This window comes from Spirillospora sp. NPDC047418, assembly GCF_040643275.1.
Lineage (GTDB): Bacteria > Actinomycetota > Actinomycetes > Streptosporangiales > Streptosporangiaceae > Spirillospora.
Map to the genome: position 1 here is coordinate 30253 of NZ_JBEYTW010000059.1, position 22114 is coordinate 52366.

Annotated in this window: 25 protein-coding genes; 10 read left to right on the forward strand and 15 right to left on the reverse strand. The window is 71.6% G+C overall.

The genetic code is table 11. The annotated features are described in order from the left end of the window. Window positions 1-31: 31 nt before the first annotated feature. The 4 genes from galT to ABZ806_RS29760 all read left to right on the forward strand — a co-directional run bounded on the left by galT (window position 32) and on the right by ABZ806_RS29760 (window position 3246). Window positions 32-1075, forward strand: a complete 1044-nt coding sequence (gene galT / locus ABZ806_RS29745; protein WP_500220729.1) for a galactose-1-phosphate uridylyltransferase — start codon at window positions 32-34, stop codon at window positions 1073-1075. Between the two features lie 90 nt (window positions 1076-1165). Beyond that, entirely contained in the window at window positions 1166-2077 is a 912-nt protein-coding gene (locus ABZ806_RS29750; RefSeq protein ID WP_500220730.1) for a WD40 repeat domain-containing protein, read from the forward strand. Continuing rightward, the gene (locus tag ABZ806_RS29755) at window positions 2068-2607 is read left to right on the forward strand and encodes an HAD domain-containing protein (protein WP_500220731.1); all 540 of its coding nucleotides are present in this window, start codon (window positions 2068-2070) and stop codon (window positions 2605-2607) included. Before ABZ806_RS29750 ends, ABZ806_RS29755 begins: the two co-directional genes overlap by 10 nt. Window positions 2608-2724: 117 nt before the next feature. Continuing rightward, window positions 2725-3246: a hypothetical protein gene (locus tag ABZ806_RS29760; protein ID WP_500220732.1), complete on the forward strand. Its 522-nt coding sequence runs from the start codon at window positions 2725-2727 to the stop codon at window positions 3244-3246. A gap of 58 nt (window positions 3247-3304) precedes the next feature. On the opposite strand, the gene ABZ806_RS29765 is transcribed toward ABZ806_RS29760, so the two are convergent. Next, window positions 3305-4201 carry an aldo/keto reductase gene (locus tag ABZ806_RS29765; protein WP_500220733.1) on the reverse strand — a complete coding sequence of 299 codons (897 nt, stop codon included), beginning with the start codon at window positions 4199-4201 and terminating at the stop codon, window positions 3305-3307. A gap of 101 nt (window positions 4202-4302) precedes the next feature. Here ABZ806_RS29765 and ABZ806_RS29770 point away from each other — a divergent pair, with 101 nt between their 5' ends. Beyond that, a complete protein-coding gene (locus tag ABZ806_RS29770) occupies window positions 4303-5175 on the forward strand; it encodes a helix-turn-helix transcriptional regulator (protein WP_500220734.1) in 873 nt (290 codons plus the stop codon). A 7-nt stretch (window positions 5176-5182) separates the two neighbouring features. Here the strand turns inward: ABZ806_RS29770 and ABZ806_RS29775 are convergent, their stop codons facing one another. From ABZ806_RS29775 to ABZ806_RS29820, 10 genes are all read right to left on the reverse strand, one after another. Further along, on the reverse strand, window positions 5183-5764 hold the full coding sequence (locus tag ABZ806_RS29775) for a DUF4240 domain-containing protein (protein ID WP_500220735.1): 582 nt from the start codon (window positions 5762-5764) through the stop codon (window positions 5183-5185). A 93-nt stretch (window positions 5765-5857) separates the two neighbouring features. Further along, window positions 5858-6796, reverse strand: a complete 939-nt coding sequence (locus ABZ806_RS29780; protein ID WP_500220736.1) for a LamG-like jellyroll fold domain-containing protein — start codon at window positions 6794-6796, stop codon at window positions 5858-5860. Between the two features lie 62 nt (window positions 6797-6858). Continuing rightward, window positions 6859-8952 carry a PQQ-dependent sugar dehydrogenase gene (locus ABZ806_RS29785; protein WP_500220737.1) on the reverse strand — a complete coding sequence of 698 codons (2094 nt, stop codon included), beginning with the start codon at window positions 8950-8952 and terminating at the stop codon, window positions 6859-6861. Between the two features lie 127 nt (window positions 8953-9079). Beyond that, window positions 9080-10402 (reverse strand): hypothetical protein, encoded by a 1323-nt coding sequence (locus ABZ806_RS29790; RefSeq protein ID WP_500220738.1) that lies wholly within the window; start codon window positions 10400-10402, stop codon window positions 9080-9082. A gap of 43 nt (window positions 10403-10445) precedes the next feature. Continuing rightward, a complete protein-coding gene (locus ABZ806_RS29795) occupies window positions 10446-11246 on the reverse strand; it encodes a sugar phosphate isomerase/epimerase family protein (RefSeq protein WP_500220739.1) in 801 nt (266 codons plus the stop codon). After that, the gene (locus ABZ806_RS29800) at window positions 11243-12370 is read right to left on the reverse strand and encodes a dihydrodipicolinate synthase family protein (protein WP_500220740.1); all 1128 of its coding nucleotides are present in this window, start codon (window positions 12368-12370) and stop codon (window positions 11243-11245) included. Before ABZ806_RS29800 ends, ABZ806_RS29795 begins: the two co-directional genes overlap by 4 nt. Beyond that, on the reverse strand, window positions 12367-13512 hold the full coding sequence (locus ABZ806_RS29805) for a Gfo/Idh/MocA family protein (RefSeq protein WP_500220741.1): 1146 nt from the start codon (window positions 13510-13512) through the stop codon (window positions 12367-12369). The genes ABZ806_RS29800 and ABZ806_RS29805 overlap by 4 nt, the downstream gene beginning before the upstream one ends. A gap of 33 nt (window positions 13513-13545) precedes the next feature. Further along, on the reverse strand, window positions 13546-14352 hold the full coding sequence (locus tag ABZ806_RS29810; protein ID WP_500220742.1) for an ABC transporter ATP-binding protein: 807 nt from the start codon (window positions 14350-14352) through the stop codon (window positions 13546-13548). Between the two features lie 20 nt (window positions 14353-14372). Beyond that, a complete protein-coding gene (locus tag ABZ806_RS29815; protein WP_500220743.1) occupies window positions 14373-15395 on the reverse strand; it encodes an ABC transporter substrate-binding protein in 1023 nt (340 codons plus the stop codon). Between the two features lie 41 nt (window positions 15396-15436). Continuing rightward, the gene (locus tag ABZ806_RS29820; RefSeq protein WP_500220744.1) at window positions 15437-16306 is read right to left on the reverse strand and encodes an ABC transporter permease; all 870 of its coding nucleotides are present in this window, start codon (window positions 16304-16306) and stop codon (window positions 15437-15439) included. A 140-nt stretch (window positions 16307-16446) separates the two neighbouring features. Here ABZ806_RS29820 and ABZ806_RS29825 point away from each other — a divergent pair, with 140 nt between their 5' ends. Further along, a complete protein-coding gene (locus ABZ806_RS29825; protein ID WP_500220745.1) occupies window positions 16447-17502 on the forward strand; it encodes a LacI family DNA-binding transcriptional regulator in 1056 nt (351 codons plus the stop codon). A gap of 123 nt (window positions 17503-17625) precedes the next feature. On the opposite strand, the gene ABZ806_RS29830 is transcribed toward ABZ806_RS29825, so the two are convergent. Beyond that, window positions 17626-17748, reverse strand: coding sequence for a hypothetical protein (locus ABZ806_RS29830; protein WP_500220746.1), 123 nt, complete (start codon window positions 17746-17748; stop codon window positions 17626-17628). Between the two features lie 198 nt (window positions 17749-17946). Here ABZ806_RS29830 and ybiA point away from each other — a divergent pair, with 198 nt between their 5' ends. Beyond that, window positions 17947-18471, forward strand: coding sequence for a riboflavin biosynthesis intermediates N-glycosidase (gene ybiA, locus ABZ806_RS29835; RefSeq protein WP_500220747.1), 525 nt, complete (start codon window positions 17947-17949; stop codon window positions 18469-18471). Window positions 18472-18523: 52 nt separating this feature from the next. Next, entirely contained in the window at window positions 18524-18886 is a 363-nt protein-coding gene (locus ABZ806_RS29840) for a hypothetical protein (protein ID WP_500220748.1), read from the forward strand. Between the two features lie 4 nt (window positions 18887-18890). Here the strand turns inward: ABZ806_RS29840 and ABZ806_RS29845 are convergent, their stop codons facing one another. The 3 genes from ABZ806_RS29845 to ABZ806_RS29855 form a co-directional block, all read right to left on the reverse strand. Next, window positions 18891-19337 (reverse strand): NUDIX hydrolase, encoded by a 447-nt coding sequence (locus ABZ806_RS29845; RefSeq protein WP_500220749.1) that lies wholly within the window; start codon window positions 19335-19337, stop codon window positions 18891-18893. Between the two features lie 400 nt (window positions 19338-19737). Beyond that, window positions 19738-19875: a hypothetical protein gene (locus tag ABZ806_RS29850; protein ID WP_500220750.1), complete on the reverse strand. Its 138-nt coding sequence runs from the start codon at window positions 19873-19875 to the stop codon at window positions 19738-19740. Window positions 19876-19925: 50 nt separating this feature from the next. Further along, complete coding sequence (locus tag ABZ806_RS29855; protein ID WP_500220751.1) at window positions 19926-20672, reverse strand: ATP-binding protein; 747 nt, start codon at window positions 20670-20672, stop codon at window positions 19926-19928. A 201-nt stretch (window positions 20673-20873) separates the two neighbouring features. Between ABZ806_RS29855 and ABZ806_RS29860 the strand changes: the two genes are divergently transcribed. After that, complete coding sequence (locus ABZ806_RS29860) at window positions 20874-21719, forward strand: helix-turn-helix domain-containing protein (protein ID WP_500220752.1); 846 nt, start codon at window positions 20874-20876, stop codon at window positions 21717-21719. Between the two features lie 34 nt (window positions 21720-21753). After that, on the forward strand, window positions 21754-21945 hold the full coding sequence (locus tag ABZ806_RS29865) for a DUF397 domain-containing protein (RefSeq protein ID WP_500220753.1): 192 nt from the start codon (window positions 21754-21756) through the stop codon (window positions 21943-21945). Window positions 21946-22114: the final 169 nt, after the last annotated feature.

Genomic DNA, 22114 nt, shown 5'->3' on the forward strand with positions numbered 1-22114 from the left:
AAGGACGGGCTTTCCACGCTGTAGGTATCCGATGAACCGGACACGCGCACGCCTGTCGGACGGCCGCGAGATCGTCTACTACGACGAGGCGCCGGGCCGGGTGCCCGTGCCCGACCCGCGCGCGCTGCCGCCGGTCGAGCCGCTCTGCGAGACGCGCCGCGACCCGCTCACCGGCGAGCACGTCACGATCACCGCGCACCGCAACACCCGCACGTTCCTGCCGCCCGCCGACCAGTGCCCGCTGTGCCCCGGCGGCCCCGCCTCGGAGATCCCGGACCCGTCCTACGACGTCGTCGCGTTCGAGAACCGGTTCCCGTCGTTCGACGTCCGGACGCCGCCCGTCCCGCCGGAGATCGACGGGGTCGCCCGCGCCCGCGGCGCCGGACGCTGCGAGGTCGTGTGCTTCACCGACGACCACTCCGCGTCGATGGCGCGGCTGCCCGTCTCCCGCGTCCGGACGATCATCGACGCGTGGGCCGACCGCACCGCCGAACTGGCCGCGATCCCCACCGTGCGCCAGGTCTACGTGTTCGAGAACCGCGGCGTGGAGATCGGCGTCACGCTTCACCACCCGCACGGCCAGATCTACGGGTACCCGTTCATCACGCCGCGCACCGACCGCATGCTCACGATGGCCGCCGCGCACCCGGGCCTGTTCGACGACGTCCTGAAGGCCGAACGGGCGGGGAGCCGGGTCGTCCTCGCCGGCGAGCACTGGACGGCCTACGTCCCCGCCGCCGCCCGCTGGCCGGTCGAGGTGCACCTGATGCCGCACCGGCACGTCCCCGACTTCACCGCGCTGGACGCCGCCGAACGCGACGAGCTCGCCGTCCTCTACCGCGACCTCCTGCGCCGCTGCGACGCCCTCTACGGCACCCCGCTCCCGTATGTGGCGGGCTGGCACCAGGCCCCCACGGGGAACGACGGGCTCCGCCTCCACCTGGAGCTGTTCTCCATCCGCCGCGCCGCCGACAAGCTCAAGTACCTGGCCGGTTCGGAGTCGGGCATGGCCGCCTGGATCAACGACGTGTCCCCGGAGGACATCGCCGCCCGCCTGCGCGCCGCCCCTCCATGACAGCGCCGCCGCTAGCGGAAACGTCACACCGGCACCGAGTTTTCCCGAGTCCGTGGAACGATCGATGCCGGGTGGCCTACTGTCCTGCGCATGCCGCAAAGGGTGCCGGCGGAACCGCTGGCGCAGGGATCGTTCGACGGCGTCGCCGTCACCGCCGAGGGCGCGCCGCTGGCGTTCACCTCCCAGGCGGCGCGCGGCGCGAACACCGGTCAGCTCTGGGACCTGACCGCCGGCGCGGCACTCGGCGCGCCGATCCCCGACTTCCCCACCGACCGCGCCGACTGGGCGTTCGGCGTCCCCGGCGGCTCGCCGGCCATCGCCTGGACGCACCGTGACCGCGTCCACGTCCACGACCTCGCCACGGGCGGCGAGCGGGTGTTCGACGGGCGTCCCGACCTCCTCGGCCTCGCCGTCCACCACGGCCGGGCCGCGGTCGTCGCCGTCTTCGGCCCCGCCAGCGACGCCGAGGTCGTCGTGTGGGACGCCGTCACCGGCGACCGCCTCACCGAGTTCGCCCTCTGGCTCGGCCACCGGACGGCCATCGACCGCTGGATCCTGCACGCCACCCCGGCCACCGGCCCCCTCATCGGCCTCCCCGGCGACTCCGCCGTCAGCCTCGTGGACGTCGAACGGGGCGAGGAGATCTCCACCCTGCCCGCCGTGGTGCCCCCGGTGCTGACCCCGTCCCCGGACGGCCTCGTCCTCGTCCAGCCGGGCCCGTCCGCCCTGCACATCTGCGGCCTCGACGGCGAGCGGGCGGCGACGCTGGAAACGCCGTCCCCCTGCGACCAGGTGGCCGCGGCCTTGGTGGACGACACCCTCCTGGTCGCCGCCACCCTCCGCGACGCCCCAGACACCGTCCTGGCCTGGACAACCGCGACCCTGACCCCGTCCCACCGCATCGAGTTCCCGGCCCCGGTCAACGACCTGGCCCTATGCCCAGACGGCACCCTCGTCGCCGCCACCGACACCGCCCTCCAAACCACCCGCCTATGCACCTAGGCGACACCCCCCGCCCAGGCACCCGCAGGGGGAGGCCCCTTCTCTACCTCGACGTAGACGGCGTTCTCAACCCGGAGGCGCCGGACGAGAGCTTCACCGAACACGCCATCGGCCGGCTCACCGTCCGGATCAACCCCGAGCACGGCACCTGGCTGCGGGATCTCGCGACCCGCTACGACCTGGTCTGGGCCACGACCTGGGAGGAGCACGCCAACGAGCACATCGGCCCGCTCCTCGGCCTTCCGCCGCTGCCTCATGTCGCGTTCTTCGACTACGCCCCGCAGCCGGGCGACCCGCGCGTCCCGCTGCTGCAACTCCCGTACATGCGCAAGTGGGCGCCGATCCTGCGGCACGCGGACGGCCGCCCCTTCGCCTGGGTGGACGACGTGATCCCCCTGACGATCAGGCGCCAGGCCCTCGCGCACCGCCGTTATGTGCGCCTCATCCGCGCACACCCGGCGCGCGGCCTGACCGCCGGCCACGTCGATACCCTCCGCCGGTGGGCCGCGCGCCTGGAGCGGCGCCGCTAGCCGGACTGGTCAGGTCCGGGATGCGCACTCCATTCTCGGCGCGCCCGGCGAGTGGGGGCTTTGTCGGTAAAGTCTGGTGTTGTTCTGCTGTCCGCATCATGGAGGCGGGGGAGTCTTATGGAGCCTGTCGTTTTTCACGCGGACAAGAAGCCTTTCCGGCAGGCGGCGTTCGGGGCGCTCGGCGTGGCCGTCCTGATGGTGGCCGTGATGATCGTGGTGCCGTTGTTCGGTGTGGACGGCAAAGGACTCGGCATCGTCGTGATCGGCGTCTTCGCCGTCCTCCTCGTCGGCGGCCTCGGCACTCTCCAGTCCGTGCTCAATCCGATGGAACTCCGGGTGGACGATGGCGGTGTGGAGGTGCGGGCGCGCGGCAACACGACGAGGATCCGCTGGGACCAGTTGGACGAGGTGCGGATCGCCCGCCCGCTGGACGTCTCCAAGGACATGTGGCTGATGGCCTGGCCCAAGCAGGCCCCCATGCAACTCCGCAAGCGCATGCACCATCCCGAGTGGAAGGCCGATCTCGCCGCTGTGAAGGTGTGCGACCTGAGCCCGTACGAGAAGGATGTGGAAACGATCCGGGAAGCCGTCCGGCGGGCGGCGGGACCATTGTGGAATGGCGCGGAGGTCATGCGCTGAGCTGCCGCAAAGGCGACCGCCGGCGCACGCGGGAGGCGGGCGCCGGCGGCGGTGCGGGTCAGAAGCTCGGGGCGGGCACGTGGGTTACGCGGTCCAGGTGTGCCAGGTCTTCTTCGTCCAGTTCGATGGTGTCTACGGCCAGGTTCTCTTCCAGGTGGACGATCGAGCTCGTGCCGGGGATCAGGAGCATGCGGTCGTAGTGGGCGAGCAGCCAGGCCAGGGCTATCTGCGACGGCGAGGCCTCGTGCTTGGCGGCCACCGATGCGATCGCCGGGTCGGCGGCGAGTGCCTGCGGGCCGCCGGTGAACGCGGAGCCGAGCGGGTAGTAGGGGACGTAGGCGGTGCCGTTCGCGCGGCAGAGGTCGACGACCGGGTCGTCCGCGCGGTTCGCGATGCTGTAGGCGTTCTGCACCTCGGCGATCGGGGTGATCGCGAGCGCGGCCCCGACGGCCTCGGCCGGGACGGTCGAGAGGCCGATGAGGTCGAGCTTGCCCTCGTCGCGCAGCTCGGTCAGGGCACCGAGCTGGTCGGCGAGCGGGACGGCGTCCGGGGCGGGGCCGCCGACCTCGAACCGCATGTTCACGAGGTCGATCCGCTCGCGCCGCAGGGTGCGCAGGTCCTGCTCGACGGTCGCCCGCAGCTGTTCCGGACGGGACGCCCGGACCCATCCGCCCCGCTCGTCGCGGGCACCGCCGACCTTCGTGGCGAGGACGAGGCCGTCCGGGTACGGGTGCAGCGCCTCGGCGATCAGCTCGTTGACGACGTCGGGGCCGTAGACCTGGGCGGTGTCGATGTGGTCGACGCCGAGGTCGACGGCGCGGCGCAGCACGGCACGGGCCGCGTCCCGGTCCGCGGGCGGGCCGAACACCCCGGGGCCGGCGAGCTGCATCGCGCCGAAGCCGATGCGCCGGACGGTCCGGTCGCCGAGCGGTGAGGTCTGAGTGATGGTGGTCATGCGTTCACCCTGCGGCGGGCGTCGCGGCCCCACCAGTGGCGGCGGCGACCTCGGACGCACAGACCCACCCAAGCCGGGTGACCGGCGCCTACCGTGGAGGCATGGCCAAGAACGCTGAGCTGCGAGAGTTCCTGCGCACCCGGCGGGCGCGCGTCCGGCCCGAGGACGTCGGCATCCCGGCCGGCGGCCGGCGCCGCGTCCCGGGCCTGCGGCGCGAAGAGGTCGCGATGCTGGCCGCCGTGAGCCTCGACTACTACGCCCGCATGGAGCAGGGCCGGCCCCTGCAGCCGTCCGACCAGGTGCTCGACGCGATCGCCCGCGCGCTGCGGCTGGCCGAGGTCGAGCGGCTGTACCTGCGCAACCTCGTCCGGTCGGCCGCCGCGCCGGCCGAACCCGGCGAACTGCGGCTCGCGCCCCTCGACGCGGGCATGCGGATGATGCTCGACAGCTTCACGATCCCCGCGATCGTCATCGACTCGCGCGGCGACGTCCACGCGATGAACCGCATGGGCCGGGCACTCCTGGTGGGGCTCGAACCGATGCCGTCCGGGGCGGCTAGCCATCCGCGCTGGCTGTTCCTGGAGCCGTCGACGCGCGAACTGCACCTCGACTGGGAGATGAACGCGCGCGTGAGTGTCGGAGTCCTGCGGGAGGCCGCGGGCCGCTACCCGAACGACAAGCGGCTGCATGCGCTGATCGGCGAGTTGTCCGTCGCCAGCCCCGAGTTCCGGACCTGGTGGGCCGAGCACGACGTGGAGGTGCCGTGCCGGGGGCCCAAGCGGTTCCACCATCCCGTCGTCGGCGAACTGACCATGCAGGTCGAGGCGCTCCAGCTGCACGACGGCGAACGCTGGATCTACGCCTACGCGCCGGAGCCCGGATCACCGTCCGAGGAGGCGATCCGTTTGCTCGGCACATGGGCCGCCACCCAAGACGCCGAGCGAACCGGCGATGAGGCGGAGGTCGTGCGCTGACGTCGCGTCATGCGCGTTCGGTCAGGGGGAAGAGGGCGGAGAGGCGGGGGAGGCGGCGTGCGAGTTCGGCCGGGTTCTCGAAGTCCCAGCCCGAGTCGACCGGGGCGGTGTCGTAGGGGGTCTTGTGGCCTTGGGCGCGCAGGGCGTCGTCCAGACCGTCCTCGGTGCCGGTCAGCTGCTCGTAGACCTGGGGCGCGATGTAGTTGAACGACTCCCATTCCGGGAAGTGGTCGTCGGGCCAGTCGGACATGGGGTGCCCGGCCAGGCGACGCACTTCGGGGACGTCCGCCAGAACGTCCGGATTCTCGGTGACGCGTTCGAACACGTCGCGGCCCAAGCCGATGAGCCAGGGCTGGAAATACCAGAAGCCGTCCATCGAGCAGAGGCCGTCCATGATCTGGTAGGCGGCGCCCCAGAGAGCGTAGGTGTCGGAGCGGAGGCGGGTCCGGTCCTGGCAGATCTGAAAGCCGGCGACGTCCGCGAGGGGGCGGCGTGCGAGGGCGTCCTGCAGCCAGGCGACGCGGGCCTCGGGGGAGGGGGAGTGCTCGCGGGAGCGGTCGATCAGCTCCCAGAATGCGTCCTGGTCCATGGGGTCGGAGCCTGGCAGGTGGGTCTGACACCGCCACCGGTCTGACACCGCCACCGGCGCACGCGGGGGCGGGCGCCAGCGGCGGTGGCAGGGTCAGTGCCTTGCGGCGAATTTGTACTGGATGGCGGCCTCCTTGGGGGTGAGGGCGCGGTCGAGGAACATCAGGCCGTCCATGCGGCAGTTGCAGGGGTTCCGTTCCAGGTTGTCCTGCGGGAAGCTGCCGCCGATCTTGATGCCGCGGGGGTCGGTGGCGGACGTGACGTCGGGCTCGGGGTCGCCCTCGACGCCCCACGGGTCGCCGGCGACGGTGTAGAAGCCGGGCATCGGCGCGCCGTCCTTGTAGAGGGCCATCCGGCCGGTGTCGTAGTCGAAGGTCGCGGCGAGGTGCACCCAGGTGTTCTGGGGGAGGACGCTCTGCCAGTCCTCGCTCGCCGCGAACGTCTGCGACTTCGACCCGTCCACGCGGCGGCCGAGCGCGACGACGCGCAGGGTGCCGGAGACGTCGATGATCTCCAGCAGGGCGCGCACGCCGTGCCCGTCGGAGTCGCCGGTGAGCAGGCCGGACAGCCCGATCGCGTTGTAGGTGTCATCCGGGTTCGCGGTGACGGTGTTGGGGCTCGGGTTCGTGCCGGTCATCTTGAACCAGCCCATGAGCGTCGCGCCCTTGGCGGCGTTGAACGCGCGCAGGGACGGGACGCCGGTCGCCGAGTAGATCCCCGCCTTCCAATCGTCGTTCCCGTTCGCGGACGGGTCCACCTGCTTGAGCTGGATGGCGTGCCGCCGCGCGCCGTCCCTGACCCGCATGGCGGCGCCGCCGTTGACCAGGTCGATCGTCGTCCCGGACCGGCCGCGGTCGGCCTCGCGGGACGGGTCGCCCGGCACGGGATGCTCGAAGTCGTAGTAGGAGATGAGGTTCTTCTTCAGCGGCGGAAAGACGCCGCCGGTCGATGCCTGGGCGGGAGCGGCGGCGACGGTGAGGGAGGCGCCGAGCAGCACGGTGACGAGGGCTGCGGGGCCGCGGCGAATCAGCATTGTGGACTCCTTGGAGCCCTCCGGGCGGGCGCCGGGGCCCGTCGCCCGCCCGGAGGAGGCCGTTACTTCGCAGGGGTTCCGCGGACGGTCAGGCCGCGGAGCCGGCCGGTGTTGTCGAACGAGCCGAAGCCCACCCGGCCGGAGCCGAGCGTCGTGTCGAGCGCCGTGAACACGGGGCGGGACGAGCCGTCCACGTAGACGGCGGTCTCGCCGGTCTCCGCGCAGCGGTCCACCCGGACGCCGTGCCACGCCTCGTCCGTGATGGACGGCGGCGCGCCGTGCGACCGGTTGGCGTTCCACTGCTGGTCGATGCGCTGCCGGTCGGCGCCGTTCACCAGGAAGATCCCGTTGTGCGGGTAGATGGTGTTGTCGCTGGACAGGTGCGCGTAGTAGAAGTGCGTGTCGTCCTGGTAGCCGAAGACGACGATGACGTCCCGGTTGCTGACCGACACCGGCGTGTCGAGCCGCACCTGCGCCTCGATCCGGGTCGAGCCGAGCACCGGACCCCTGGTGAGCACCGCGTACTCGAACGGGCGGCGCGGGCCCGGCCGCTGCTCGCCGGCCTCGGCGAGGACGACCTCGCCACCGGTGAACGTCCACTTCGACGGCGTGACGGGCGCCCAGCTCCCGGCGTCCGCCGCGTGCTTGACCTGGACCGGTCCCGCCTTGCAGGACGCGACGCGCTTCGTCCCGACGACCTTCCAGATTTTCCCGTTGGCCTTGGCGAGCAGGTACGGCTCGCCCTTGGCGTCCATGCCGTAGCGCAGGTCGACGCGCTCGTCACCGGCCAGCTCCCGCATCGTGACGGGCTTGCCGGACGTGTCGTACGCCGCCAGCTCGTAGATCTGCGCGCGGTTCGTGCCGGACGCGTCGTGCTTCATCTCCGACTCTTCGGTGTACATGAGCCGGCCGTCCACGATGTCGGTGAACAGGTACTTGCCGCGCAGCGCGGGCAGCTTCGCGCCCCGGTAGACGTAGCCGCCGGAGATGGCGTGGCCGACGTCGCTGCGGCAGTCCCAGTCCGGCGGCGGGTCGTGGTCGTAGGCCGCGAGCGGGTACTCGTAGTCGTATTTGTCGTCGTCCGCCGGCAGCGGGTACAGGTGGCAGCGGTCGTCCTTGCGGAAGGTGAACGCGCCCTCCCGCTCGCTCCACCCGATGTTGGCGCCCGGGTACAGCTCGTGGATCGACTCGATCTCGTGCTCGCCGATGTGCGCGAGGAACATCCGGTGCGTGCCGCCGGTGTCCCAGCTGAACCGGTGCGGGTCGCGCATGCCGTAGGCGTAGATCTCGCCGAGCTTGCCGGCCTGCCCGGCGAACGGGTTGTCGGCCGGGACGCCGTACTTGCCGTTCGCGCTGTCGTTCCCGGACGGGTCGATCCGCAGGATCTTGCCCTGCGGGACGGCGAGGTTCTGCGGGTCGCCGCCGTTGTCGCCGACGTTGCCGTTGCCGCCGTCGCCGACCGTCAGGTAGAGCATGCCGTAGTCGGCGTCGCCCGGACGGGCGTTGGGGTTGAAGTCGATCTGCTGGAGGTTGTGGATGCGCCCGGAGAATCCGATGCGCAGGATCTCGCGGTGCGTCCCGGAGAAGGTGCCGGCCTTCGGGTCGGACGCCGTCCACTCGTCGATGACGCCGTGGTAGCCGGTCTTCGGCTGCGGCGTGAGGTCGGGCGTCTTGGTCTTCAGCGCGTCGCCGGCCTCGACGTGCGCGGTGTAGAACTTGCCGTTCTTGCGGAAGTCGGGGTGGAACGCCACGAACCCGAAGCCCTGGCCGAGCCCGGCCTGGGAGAAGAAGTCGGGCGCGAACGTCTCGGCGACGTCCAGGTAGACGTGCGGGGTGCGGGTCTTCTTGTCGAGCAGGTAGAGCTTGCCGTTCAGGTCCGGCACGTACAGGCGGCCCGAGTGGTCGGGGACCTCGCCGACGTAGTTGATGCGGTTCCACCGCAGCAGCCGGGGGTCGGTGGGGGTTCCGGTCGGCTTCGACTGCGGGAGCTGCGCGACCTCCTGCAGGACGAGGCCGAGGCCGGACGGGGCGGGGTCGTCGGGGATCGGGTCGAGGATCGGCGCGTCGTCCCGCGCCTGCGCCGCCGGCGGTACGGCGAGCAGCGGCAGCAGCAGCGCCGCGAGCGCGAGGAGACACCAGTGGAGCTTTCGTCGCATTCCGGCCGTCCAGGGTGTGTGGTGGGGGTGGCTGGAAAGCGCTTTCTGGAAGCGCTTTCTTGAACGTACGGCCGGTCCCGCCCGGCGTCAAGGACGAATTTCGGTCTTGGCACATGTCCACATCGGGTCACGCCCGCTCCCGGCGCCGCCACGCGTGCGCGAGCGTCCCGGCCGCCGAGACGAGCAGGCCGGCCGGGGCCGCCGCCGCGTACCCGGCCACGGTCAGCGCCACCGCCACCGCGGCCCCGGGCGCCCAGATCCAAGTCGCCACGGGACGCGCGGCCCGTCCGCGCCGCCGCCGTGCCGCCTCCGCCGCCATCGGCGGCACGAGCGCAGGCAGCGCCGCAGCCAGCACCGTCAGCCAGTCGAGCAGCATCCGGTCGACGCGCAGCGCGGCGAGCACCGCCCCCGGCACGGCGATCGCCAGCACCCCCACCACCTGCCGCCCGTCCACCCGCGCCGCCACGGCACCGAGCAGCCCGGCCGAGCCCGCCGGCGCACTCACCGAGTCCACCGCGGGCTCCGTGCGGGGCGCGCCAGGGGAGCTGCCGTTCCGGACGCGGGCGGGGAGGAAGCGGCGGACGGCCAAGGCGCCGGAATGCACGGCGGCGAAGGTCGGGGCGATGACCGAGGCGGCGACGAACAGGTTCGCGGCCGGGAGTCCGTCCGGCCCGGCGAGGACCGCGACCACGTCGGTGGAGCCGCTCGCCGCCGCAACCCCGGCGCCCACGACCGAGGCCGCGAGCGCCGGGACGGCGAGGAGCGCGACGCACGCGGCGAGGTCGCCGCGCCCGCGCAGCCCGACCGTGAAGTCGGGCGCCCGCACGGCGAACACCGACACGTACCCGATGTATCCGGCGAGGTCGGCGGCGAGGAGGCCCGGCGGCCCGTCTTGCGCGAGCGCCACCGGAGATGCGGGCGGCGCGAGCTTCACCGCGACGATGCCGATCAGCGCGATCGCGGTGAGCGTGGTCACGACCGCGACCGCGTTCCACCGCCCGCCGCCGCCGATCAGGACCGCGACCAGCGGGACGGTCAGCGCCGCGACCCCGACCGCGTCCGGGACGCCGCCGAGGGCCGCGGCGGCCGCGCCGCCCAGGCCGAGGTTGAAGCCGAACCAGCCCACCATCGCGATCGCGAGCAGCGCGGTGAAGGCGCGCTCGGCGACCGGCGGCAGGTAGCGCGGCGCCAGCTCGGCCATGCCCGCGTTCTCGCCGGCCGGTGCGCGCAGGCCGAGGCGTCCCTGCGCGACCAGCAGGGCCGCCATGACGGTGCCGCCGACCACCAGGACCAGGACGGGCAGCGCGCCGCCGTGCCGCCCGCCGACCTGCGCCCCGAGGACGAGCGCGCCCGGCGCCGTGCCGATCCCGAGCCATGCCCCCGACGCCGAGCGCCAGCTCCGGCCGGACGCCGGGGGCGGGCGCGTCGAGCCGCGGCGCGCCGCTCTCATCGTGGGTTTCATGAGGGCGGCGCGCCGGGCCTCGGCGAGTGCGTCATACGACGTGTTCGTTGTAGCGGGACAGGGTCAGCGCGAGGGCCTCCGGGCCCGGCATGGCCCACAGCGCGTCGTTGAAGATCTCCACCTCGATCGGCCCGGTGTAGCCGGTCGCGTCGACGGCCTCGCGGAAGCGGCGCAGCTCGACGCACCCGTCGCCGAGCATGCCGCGCCCGGTGAGGACGCCCTCGGGCAGCGGAGTCACCCAGTCGGCGACCTGGAACAGCGCGAGCCGGCCCAGCGCGCCCGCGCGGGCGATGCCGTCCCACGCGTCCGGGTCCCACCACAGGTGGTAGGTGTCGATCATGACGCCGACCTGGGCGGACGGGAACGGCGCGGCCAGGTCGAGCGCCTGCGCGAGGGTGGAGACCACGCACCGGTCGGAGCAGTACATCGGGTGCAGCGGCTCGATCGCGAGCTGGACGCCGTGCTCGCCCGCGTAGGGCGCGAGTTCGGCGAGGACGTCGGCGACGCGTGCGCGTGCGCCGTCCAGGTCGCGGGAGCCGTCCGGCAGCCCGCCGCTGACCAGGCACAGGACGCTCGTGCCCAGCTCGGCGGCCTCCTCGATGGCGCGCCGGTTGGTCTCCAGCGCGTCCGGCTCCTGGAAGAAGCCGCCCCGGCACAGGGAGGTGACCGCCAGCCCGTGGTCGCGCATGAGCTTGCCGGTGCGGGCCAGGCCGTACTCGGCGACGGGCTCCCGCCACAGGCCGACACCCGTGACGCCGGCCGCGGCGCAGCCCTCCGCCAGGTCGGGCAGCGGCCAGTGCCGGGTCGTCCACTGGTTGAGGCTGAACCTCATGACGCGGCTCCTTGGACGGTCAGCCAGGCGCGCATCCGGTGCGCCGCGAGACCGGGGTCGGGGAAGAGCCCGGCCGCGTCGGCGAGCTGGAAGAGGCGCACCATGTGCGGCACCGAACGGGCGGACTCCAGCCCGCCGACCATGCGGAAGTGCCGCTGGTGATCGGCCAGCCAGGCCAGGAACACCACACCCGTCTTGTAGTAGTAGGTGGGGGCCTCGAACAGATGGCGCGACAGCGGCACAGTCGGGGCGAATATCTCCTCGTAGGACGCGAGGTCGCCGCCGTCGAGCGCTTGCAGGGCCGCCGCGGCGGCGGGCGCGATCGGGTCGAAGATGCCGAGCAGCGCGTCGCTGTGCCCCTCGGCGTCGCCCCTGATCAGCTCCGGATAGTTGAAATCGTCCCCGGTATAGAGGCGCACGCCGGACGGCAGCCGCCGCCTGAACGCGATCTCCCGGTCGGCGTCCAGCAGCGAGATCTTCACTCCGTCGATCCGGGACGCGTGGTCGTCGATCAGGGCCAGCAGCGCACCGGCCGCCACGTCGAGGTCGGGGGAGCCCCAGTAGCCGTCCAGCGCCGGATCGAACATCGGCCCCAGCCAGTGCAGGACGACCGGCCGCCCGACCTGCGCCAGCAGCCGCCCGTAGACGTCGGCGTAGTCCTCCGGCCCGCGCGCGGCGGAGGCCAGGTGGCGGCTCGCCATCAGGACCGGCACCGCCTCGACCGACTCGATGACCGCGAGCTGCTCGGTGTAGGCCGCGACGATCTCGTCCAGCGTCGCGGGGCCGGGCGGGAGCTGGTCGGTGCTCGCGCCGCAGACGATGCGGCCGCCGACTGAAAGCGCTTCCCGACCGCTCCGCACGATGAGCTCGCGGGTCGCCGTCCAGTCCAGGCCCATGCCGCGCTGCGCGGTGTCCATGGCCTCTGCGACGCCGAGCCCGTACGACCACAGGTGCCGCCGGAACGCGAGCGTCGTGTCCCAGTCGAGCGAGTCGCCCGACAAGTCGGGCACCACGTGCGCGGCCGCGTACGCGATCCGCGCCGTGCTCGGCCCGGGAGGCGGCTCGTAGGTGCGGGGCTCGCCCATCGTGTAGGGCGTGAGCGACCCCGGCAGATCGATCTTCACAGCTCCGGGACCTCCAGCCGGCGGCCTTCCCGCCAAGAGCGCAGGCCCAGCTCGGCGAGTTGCACGCCCCGCGCGCCGGCGTAGAAGTCCCATGCGAACGGGCCGTCGTCGGCGACGTGGCGCAGGAACATCTCCCACTGCGCCTTGAAGCCGTTGTCGAACTCGGTGTTGTCCGGGATCTCTTGCCATTGCGAGCGGAAGTCCTCGGTGGCGGGCAGGTCGGGGTTCCACACCGGCTTCGGCGTCATCGACCGGTGCTGGACGCGGCAGCGCCGCAGCCCGGCGACCGCCGAGCCCTCCGTCCCGTCCACCTGGAACTCCACCAGCTCGTCGCGGAACACCCGGGTCGTCCAGGACGAGTTGACCTGCGCGATGATCCCGCCGTCGAGCTCGAAGATGCCGTAGGCGGCGTCGTCGGCGGTGGCCTCGTAGGGCTTGCCGTCCTCGTCCACCCGCTCGGGGATGTGCGTCGCCCCGAGCGCCTGCACGGACCGGACCGGCGCGATCACCCCGTCCAGCACGTACCGCCAGTGGCAGAACATGTCGAGGATGATCCCGCCGCCGTCCTGCGCCCGGTAGTTCCAGCTCGGCCGCTGCGCCTCCTGCCAGTCGCCCTCGAACACCCAGTAGCCGAACTCGCCGCGCACCGACAGGATCCGGCCGAAGAAACCGCCGTCCACCAGGCGCTTCAGCTTGAGCAGGCCCGGCAGGAACAGCTTGTCCTGGACGACGCCGTGCTTCACGCCCGCCTCGTCGGCGAGCCGGGCCAGCGCGAGCGCGCCCGCCAGGTCCTCGGCGAGCGGCTTCTCGGTGTAGACGTGCTTGCCCGCCGCGACGGCCGCCCGGATCGCGTCGACCCGCGCGCCGGTGACCTGCGCGTCGAAGTAGACCTCGATGCCGGGACGCGCCAGCGCCTCGGCCAGGTCCGTCGTCCACGCGGTCAGCCCGTGCCGTTCCGCGAGGTCGCGCAGCTTGGCCTCGCTGCGCCCGACGAGCACCGGCTCCGGCCACAGCACGGTGCCGTCGCCCGCGCGCACCCCGCCCTGCTCGCGGATCGCGAGGATCGAGCGGAGGAGGTGCTGGCGGTACCCCATCCGGCCGGTGACGCCGTTCATGACGATCCCGATGGACCTGCGTTCCATCCCGTTCCTTCCCAAACCTGTGGTGTATGTGTGTCAATCGGCCGCGGCACCCGCGCCGAGCAGACCTCGGACGCGGCTCGTGACGCGGGCGAACTCGGGGCGGGCCATGGTCGCGGAGTAGTCCCGCTCGGCCGGCAGGCCGACGTCGATGACCTCGTCGATCGTGCCGGGCCGCTCGGTCATCACCACGACCCGGTCGGCCAGGTAGGCGGCCTCGGCGATCGAGTGCGTGACGAGCAGGATCGTCGTGCCCGTCTCCCGCCAGATCCGGTTCATCTCGACGTTGAGCTGCTCGCGGGTGAGCGCGTCGAGGGCGCCGAACGGCTCGTCCATCAGCAGGACGGGCGGCTCGTGCAGCAGCGCCCGGCACAGCGCGACCCGCTGCTGCATGCCGCCGGACAACTCGTGCGGCAGCGCGTCCTCGAACCCGGTCAGGCCGGTCATCTCGATCAGCTCCGCGGTCCGCTTGCGGGCCTGGCCGGCCGGCATCTTGCGCATCTCCGCCTGGAGCAGGATGTTCCTGCGGGCGCTGCGCCACTCCAGCAGCGCGGCGCGCTGGAACACGTAGCCGATGTCGTGGCGCGGCCCGGCGACCCTGTCGCCGCGCAGCAGCACGTTCCCGGACGACGGCTTCAACAGCCCCGCGACCAGCTTCAGCAGCGTGGACTTGCCGCAACCGGACGGGCCGACGATCGCGACGAACTCGCCCATCGCGACGTCCAGCGACACCTCGCGCAGCGCCGTGACGTCGCGCTTGCGGGTGCGGAACCTGACCGCGACCCCGTCGAGGCTGACGGCGGTCTCCCGGCTGGTCTTCGTTTCGGCGGCTGATTCGCTCATGGTCTTCATCGCTCGTCCCGTCATGCCTGCGGAGCGGCCGACGCCTGCCAGTAGGCCGACGGCGGCTGCGCCTTCTCGATGACCCCGGCCTGCTGGAAGGTCGAGATGGTCGTCTTCCAGTCCGCCTCGGCGTTCACGCCGGGGGCCTTGCCCTGCGTCGCGGGCGTGTGCAGCAGCGTCAGCGTCGTCTTGAACTGCTCGGTGACGACCTTCTCCGGCGGGAGCTGCTCGGACGCGCCGGCCATGCTCGCGACGGCGCCCGCCTGGTCGCCCTCCGCCGCCGTCCACGACTCGCTGGTGGCGGCGACCATCTTCTTGACGAGGTCGGCGTCGCTCTTCAGCTTCCGCTCGCCGACGATGAGGCCGTTGGAGTAGAAGTTCAGCCCGAACTCGGCGTACCGCAGGTACGACACGCCCTTGCCGGACTTGTCGGCCATCGTCGGGCCCTGGTCGTTGGCGAAGCCCATCAGGCCGGCCGTCTTGCCGGACAGCACCGCGGCCATCTTCCCGGCCGGGTCGGTGTTCTGGACGGGCACCTCGCTCGGGTCGATCCCGTTCTTCTGCAGGAACACCGGGAAGGTGCGGGCGAGCGCGTCCCCAGCCGTCCCGGCGATCTTCTTGCCCTTCAGATCGGCGGGCTTGGTGATCCCGGACGAGGTGAACGACTGCACCGACGCGGGCGTGGTCTGCAGGAACACGCCGACGCTCTTGACCGGCATCCCCTTGTCGACCGCGGCGAGCAGCGCGGGCGTGTCGGCCCAGCCGAAGTCGGTCTGCCCGGCGGCGGTGGCCTGCACGGTCTTCTGCGACCCCTGCCCGGCCTTGATCTCCAGGTCGATGCCGTGCTTCTCGTAGATGCCCTTCTTCTTGCCGTAGTAGAACGGCGCGTGCTCGCCGTAGGGGTACCAGTTCAGGGTCAGCGTGACCTTGGTCAGCTTCTTGCCCGAGGCGCTCGTGGTCTCGTCGGAGTCCCCGCCGCAGGCGGCGCCGGCGAACGCCACGACCGGTGCGAGGACGGCGATGGCGAGGGTGCGGAGTTTCATGTCGGACGGCCCTCCGTAGGGATGGGTGGCGGCGGGGGGAGTCAGTAGGTGGTGGTGACGGCTTCGCCGCGGCGGCTGGCGTGCCACGGCAGCAGGAGCTTCTCCGCGACCTCGACGACGACGAACAGCACGACGCCGATGGCCGACATGACCAGCAGGCCGGCGAACAGCATCGGGGTGTCGAGGTTGCCGTTGGCCTGCAGGATCACGTAGCCGAGGCCCTCGTTCGCGCCGACGAACTCGCCGACGACGGCGCCGGTGACGGCGAGGGTGACCGCGACCTTCAGGCCGGAGAACAGGTGCGGGAGCGAGGCGGGCAGCCGGATCTTGGCGAACGCGGCCAGCGGGCTCGCGCCCATCGTGGCCGACAGCTCCAGCATCTCCGGGTCCACCGCCTTCAGCCCGGCGACCATCGAGATCACCACCGGGAAGAACGCGATCAGGACCGCGACGACGATCTTGGGGCCGATGCCGAAGCCGAGCCACACCACGAACAGCGGGGCGATCGCGATCTTCGGGATGACCTGCGCGAACAGCAGGACCGGGTAGAGGGTGCGCTCGGCCGTCGCCGAGTAGACCATGAGCACCGCGGCGAGGACGCCGATGAGCACCGCGAGCGCGAAGCCGATCAGCGTCTCGTACGTGGTGACCCAGGTGTGGTGCCAGATGTAGCCCCATTTGTCGACCAGCAGCCGGAGCGTCGCGCCGGGCGAGGGGACGAGGTACTCCTCGACCAGCTTGAAAGCGCTTACCGCCCACCAGGCGGCGAAGCAGGCCAGCAGCAGCGCGACCGGCCGCCACGACCGCTCCAGGCCGTCGCGTATCCGCTCGCCCGCGCCGGGCCGGTCGCGTTCGACGACGCCGGGCGCGTCCGCTGGGGACGGCGCGGTCGTCGTGCCCTGACTCACCATGGGGTCCTCCGGGACGGGTGCCAGTGAAAGCGCGTTCAGAAAGCGCTTTCTGATGTACCGTAGGAAGGGACGCGCACCGCGGTCAAGAGGGAGTTCGCCGGGAACCCGCCGCGCTGGCCCGCGTCCACCGAGGGAGCGCGATGACCGAAGCGGCCGAGGAGCAGCGCGCGGACCGGGCGTACGTGACGCTGCAGGACGTCGCCCGCGACGCCGGCGTCTCGCTCGCCACCGCGTCCCGCGTCCTGAACGGGACCTCGCAAGTCCGCGCCGACCTGCGGGAACGCGTGCTCGCGTCGGCGGGACGGCTCAGCTACACGCCGAACGCGCACGCGCAGGCGCTCGCCAGCTCGTCCAGCAAGTCGGTCGGCGTGGTCTGCCACGACGTCAGCGACCCCTACTTCGCCGCCGTCGCCCGCGGCGTCATGCGCACCGCCGCCGAGCACGGGATGCTCGTCATGCTCGCCAGCACGTTCCGCGACCCGGCCCGCGAGATCGAGTACGTGGCGATGCTGCGCGCCCAGCGGGCCCGCGCGATCCTGCTGATCGGATCCGGTTTCGAGGACCGCGACTGGGAGCGCGCGATGGCCGCCGAACTCGACCCCTACCAGCGCACCGGCGGCCGCGTCGCCGTCCTCAGCCGGCACCGCAGCCTCAAGGTGGACGCGGTCCTGCCGCAGAACCGGGAGGGCGCCGCCGCGCTCGCCCGCGCGCTGCTCGACCTCGGCCACCGCGACTTCGCCGTGCTGACCGGCCCGCACGCGCTGACCACCGTGTCCGACCGGCTCGGCGGCTTCACCGACGCGCTCGCCGACGCGGGCGTGCGCGTCCCGTCCGAGCACATCGTGGAGGCGGCCTTCACCCGCGACGGCGGCTACGCGGCGGCGACCGAACTGCTGGCCCGGGGGAACCGGCCCACCTGCGTGTTCGCGGTCACCGACGTCATGGCGATCGGCGCCCTCGCCGCGTTCCGCGACCAGGGCGTCGCCGTGCCGGACGAGATCTCGCTCGCGGGCTTCGACGACATCCCGATCGTCCGCGACCTGACCCCGCCGCTCACCACCGTCGCGCTGCCGCTGGACGCGATGGGGGAGCGCGTCATGGGCCTCGCCATGCGCGAGCCCGCCGCCCGCCGCAGCCGCATCGAGCGCGTCGCGGGCGAGATCGTCGTGCGCGCGAGCACGGCCCCGCCCCGCTGACCGGGGCCCCGCCGACCTGCGGCGCGCCCGCCGTCCCACCGTCCGGGACGCCGCCGGGCGCGCCGCCCCCCGAACGCGAAGAACCCGCCCGGATCATCCGGACGGGTCTCGATCTATGCGCCGTCAGCCTGCGGCGAGATCGACTTCGGCCTCCGCCTCCGCGGGACGCTCGGATTCCGCGTCCGCGGGCCGCTCCGGCCAGGAGTCGATCTTGGTGCGACGGGGGTTCGCCAGGGCGTTGTCCATTTGTACTGCTGTCCTCCCAGTTCGAGCCGGGGTCATCGCACGATGTTCGCGGCCACCGGCCCGCTTTCGCAAAATGGTCTAGACCGCGCCCCTCCCCCGTGGGACGCGACGCCACTGGTAACACATCTAATGGATCATCTATTCCCGTCCGGGAAACCCGGTGGCACCGCCCCCGCCCGTCCGGCACCCTTCTCTCCCATGGACGCAGCCGAACTGACCCGCCTCCAGAACGAGGGCGCCCGCCTGAAGTTCCTGTTCTTCTGGGGCCACCAGACCCCTGGTCGTGGCTACCTCAGCCAGTGGTGGCCGTCCCCCTTCGCCGTCGACGGCACCACGTACGCGACCGCCGAGCACTACATGATGGCCGGGAAAGCCCGCCTCTTCGGCGACGAGGAAACGGCGGCCGCCATCATCGCCGCCCCCCATCCCCGCCGCGCGAAAGACCTCGGCCGCCGCGTCCGGAACTTCGACGAGCGAACGTGGCGCGACAACCGTGTGGCGATAGTCACAAGGGCGAGCGAAGCGAAGTTCGGCCAAAACAAAGACCTCCGCGACTACCTCCTGGACACCGGCGACCGCATCCTCGTCGAGGCAAGCCCCCTGGACCGCATCTGGGGCATCGGCCTGACCGCCGACGACCCCCGAGCCGAACAGGTCTCCTCCTGGCGCGGCCAAAACCTCCTCGGCTTCGCCCTGATGACCGCCCGTGCATCCCTCCGCTGATTACCCCTCAGGTAATCGCCCTCGCGCCGCCGCCTTTGGCAGGGTCGGCGGTATGGAACGCGCACTGGAAACGCTGGCGGCCGGCCGCGTCGCCTGGGGGACGCTGGCACTGGCCGCGCCCGGCCTCAACGTGAAGCTCGCGGGCATGGACGACCGGGACGCCCCCGAGCTCAGATACCTGATCCGCATCTTCGGCAGCCGAGCCGTCGCGCTCGGCCTCGGCTACTTGATGAGCGACCCGGCCGCCCGGCGCCGCTGGCGGAGGCTCTGCCTGCTGGTGGACGCCTGCGACACCGCGGCCGGCCTCGTCCACCTGGCCCGCGGCGACGTCCCCCGCAAGTCGATGGCCGCGCTGGCGACGATCACCGGTACGTACGCGGCCCTCGACGCCCTCGCCCTCCGCCAGGACTCCTGAGCCGTCACCGCCACCCGTACGTCGAGAACGCGCCGCCGCCGCGTAGCCGGGCGATCACGTCCGCGATGTAGTCGACCGTGTTGGACGGCAGGTCGCCCGGGTCGTGCCACCAGATGCGCGCGCACTTGTGCGGCTCGGCGTTGACGGGTTCGCCGGTCCAGTTGGTCGCGGCGAAGAAGAAGCCGACCCGGTCGTCCTCGCCGGGCTTGCAGCGGTGGCTCACGTGGACGAAATGCGCATCGTCCCCGGCCAACCGCACGCCGACCTCTTCGTGGGTCTCCCGCAGAACGGCCTCCAGCACGGACTCGCCCGTTTCGAGATGGCCGGACGGCACACCGGCCTGGCCGTCGGCGTAGCCGGTGTTGGCCCGCTCCATCAGCAGCACCCGGCCCCCTTCGTCGAGCAGCAGCGCGTGCACGTCCACAATCGTCCGATGCCGTGCCCTGCTCATCACCCGGCGACTATCGCAGGTTCAGGGGACGGTGCGGCCCCGGCCGTTGCCGCCGGGGCCGGGGTGGTCACGCCCGGTGCAGACGGACCCGCACGGCATTGCGAGAGCTGCCGAGGACGGTCGCGATCCAGCCTCTCCCAGGCGGCGGCGACCATCGAGGTAAGTGGTCGGCAGTGCGGTGTCCACGAACGTCGGCCGGGTCGCCACGTTGTTGATCTGCGGCGTGTTGTTGTTTTCAACGCGCTCATAACAACAACACGCCGCAGATCAACGCACGCTCCGCCGCTCGGGTGAATGCGGCGTTTGGACACTCGGCACGATGCCTTCCGCTCGGTGTCCGGCTTGACCGATGACGGGTGCTCCGAGACCGCGTTGCCGGAGGTCGGCGGGACCGGCATGGTCAGGCGCCGTTCTTGCCCTTGAGGAACTCCCGGATGCGGTCGGGTACGTCGGCGGGTTTGATCCCGAGTTCGGCGGTGCGCTGCCGTCCGTAGGCGCGAAGGGCGCGGAGCTGCTCGGCAAGCATGATCGACTTCATGTCGGCCCTATGAAGGGCGAGGGTGGTTCGCTCTGAGGCGGCACCCAGGCTCATCGCGGGGCGGGGGTGAGGGCGGTGTCGAGATGGTGGACGAGGAGTTCGGTGGTTTCTTGGAGGTCGATGAGGGGGCGGCGGAGGTAGCGGTGGGGGGTGGACCACCAGCAGAAGGTGCGGCGGTGGACCCAGACGTTGAGGGTGGGGAGGACGAGGACGGAGAGGCCGTCGTCGGTGGTGCTGCGTGTTCCCTGGAAGCCGCGTCGGGTGAGGTTGAGGAGCAGGTGGTGTGCGGCGGTTCCGGGGTGGACGCGGTAGTGCAGTCCGGGCCAGTCGCGGGGGAGCGGTAGAGCGAACCAGACCGCCTTGCCGGGGACGGACGTGGTGTCGACGCGGGAGAGGGTGGGGTTGCTGCCCCAGGCGGCGGTGACTCGGCGGACGAGTTCGAGGCCCTTGCCGTGCTCGTCCAGCAGGCCGGCCCGGGAGGTGTGCGGTGTGGTCGTTCGCGCGCCGTCGAAGAGCGAGACGATGAGCTGCGGGGACGGGACGGTCCGCGCCCAGATCCACAGCTCCGGTGGGGTGGGCGGCCGGTCGCCTCGCGCGCACCTGGCGTGCCGGAGCGCGTTGGTCGCGGTCTCGGACACGGCGAGTTCGCCGTCCTCGATCACGTCCCGGTCGAGCCGCAGCTCGGACATCGTCTGCCGGACGAGCCGACGTGCCATCGCGGGCCCGCTCTCGTCCCCGGGCAGCCGCCACGCGCACAGCCCCCCGGTGACCAGCCCCCACGCCCCCTTGACTTCCATCGAGCCATGCCTCCCGTCAGTCCGGTTCGCGCACAGCCATAGCGATTCAGGGCAGACGTAGACCTCTTGCGCCTGATCGCGCTCAGTGTGCGTTAGGTCGCTGATAGTGTTGCTGGTAACGCGACGATGTGCAACGTTTCATATCGAGACGTTTCAAGATTCTTTCGGGTTGACCCCAAGCGACTACGGGAGACTTCACCCATGACGGTGAGAATGGAGACATTCCGCGGCAGGCAGCTGCGCAGGGAGCTGCTTCGCTTGCGAGAGGCGGTCGGCCTATCGATGGAGGATGTCGCGCAGCGACTCGACTGGTCCAAGGCCAAGATCTCCCGCATCGAGACGGGGCGAACTCGTGTCACGCCGAGCGACGTGCGCCTCTTGGTCGAGGAGTACGGCGTGACGGACGAGCAGGAGCGCCAAGGTCTGATGGACCTGGCTCGGAAGGCGCGGAAGCAAGGCTGGTGGCACAACTACTCGGACATCATTGCGAGCCCCTATGTGAGCTTCGAGGCCGAAGCCTCGGGAGTGAGGAGTTACCAGAGCCAGTTGGTGCCCGGCCTGCTCCAGACTGAGGGCTACGTTCGGGCGCTCTTGTCCTCGGTGCGTCCAGCCCTCCCCCGGAACGAGATTGACCGACGTGTCGAGGCCCGTGCGGCCAGGCAGGAGAGACTCGGTGAGCAGGATGCCCCCCACTTGTGGGCGATCCTGGATGAGGCGGTGTTCCACCGGCTTGTCGGCGGCCCTGACGTCATGGCCGGCCAGCTCGATCGGCTCCGGGAGACGGCACGCCTTCCCAACGTCACGCTCCAGGTGCTGCCGTTCAGCGCCGGGTCGCACTCGGCGATGGGCGTTCCCTTCGTGATCCTGGACTTCGACGGCCCGAATCCGGTCAGCGCGATCTACCTGGAACACCTGACGGGCGAGTTGTATCTTGACGAGGCGGCGGACCTGTCCCGCTATGGGCTGGTTTTTGACTACCTCCGGGCCAAGGCGACCGATCCAGAGGAGGTCGTCCCCATGATCGACGCCGTCGCATCACGATTGTGACCGCTAAGAGAGGGCTCAAGTGAAGAGCGCAGGTATGCGACGCGCCACGTGGCGCAAAAGCTCCTACAGCCAGCCCACCCAGTCGGATTGCGTCGAAGTCGCACAGGTCGGATCGGTGAAGGCCGTGCGGGACTCAAAGAACCCAGAGGGGGACGTCCTGTCCCTTGAACGGGATGTGTGGGCGGCGATGGTGTCGCAGATCAAGCTAGGTGCCTACGACCTCTGATCCACACCGGTAACACGCGCCGTACCTCGTGCTGAGGTACGGCGCTGGTGCGGTGCCCGCATCGGCACCGCCCGATTCGAGCGGACCTGCTGTGGTGGACGCCCGCCGCCTCGTTGATCTGCGGCGTGTTGTTGTTTTCAAGGCGCTCATAACAACAACACGCCGCAGG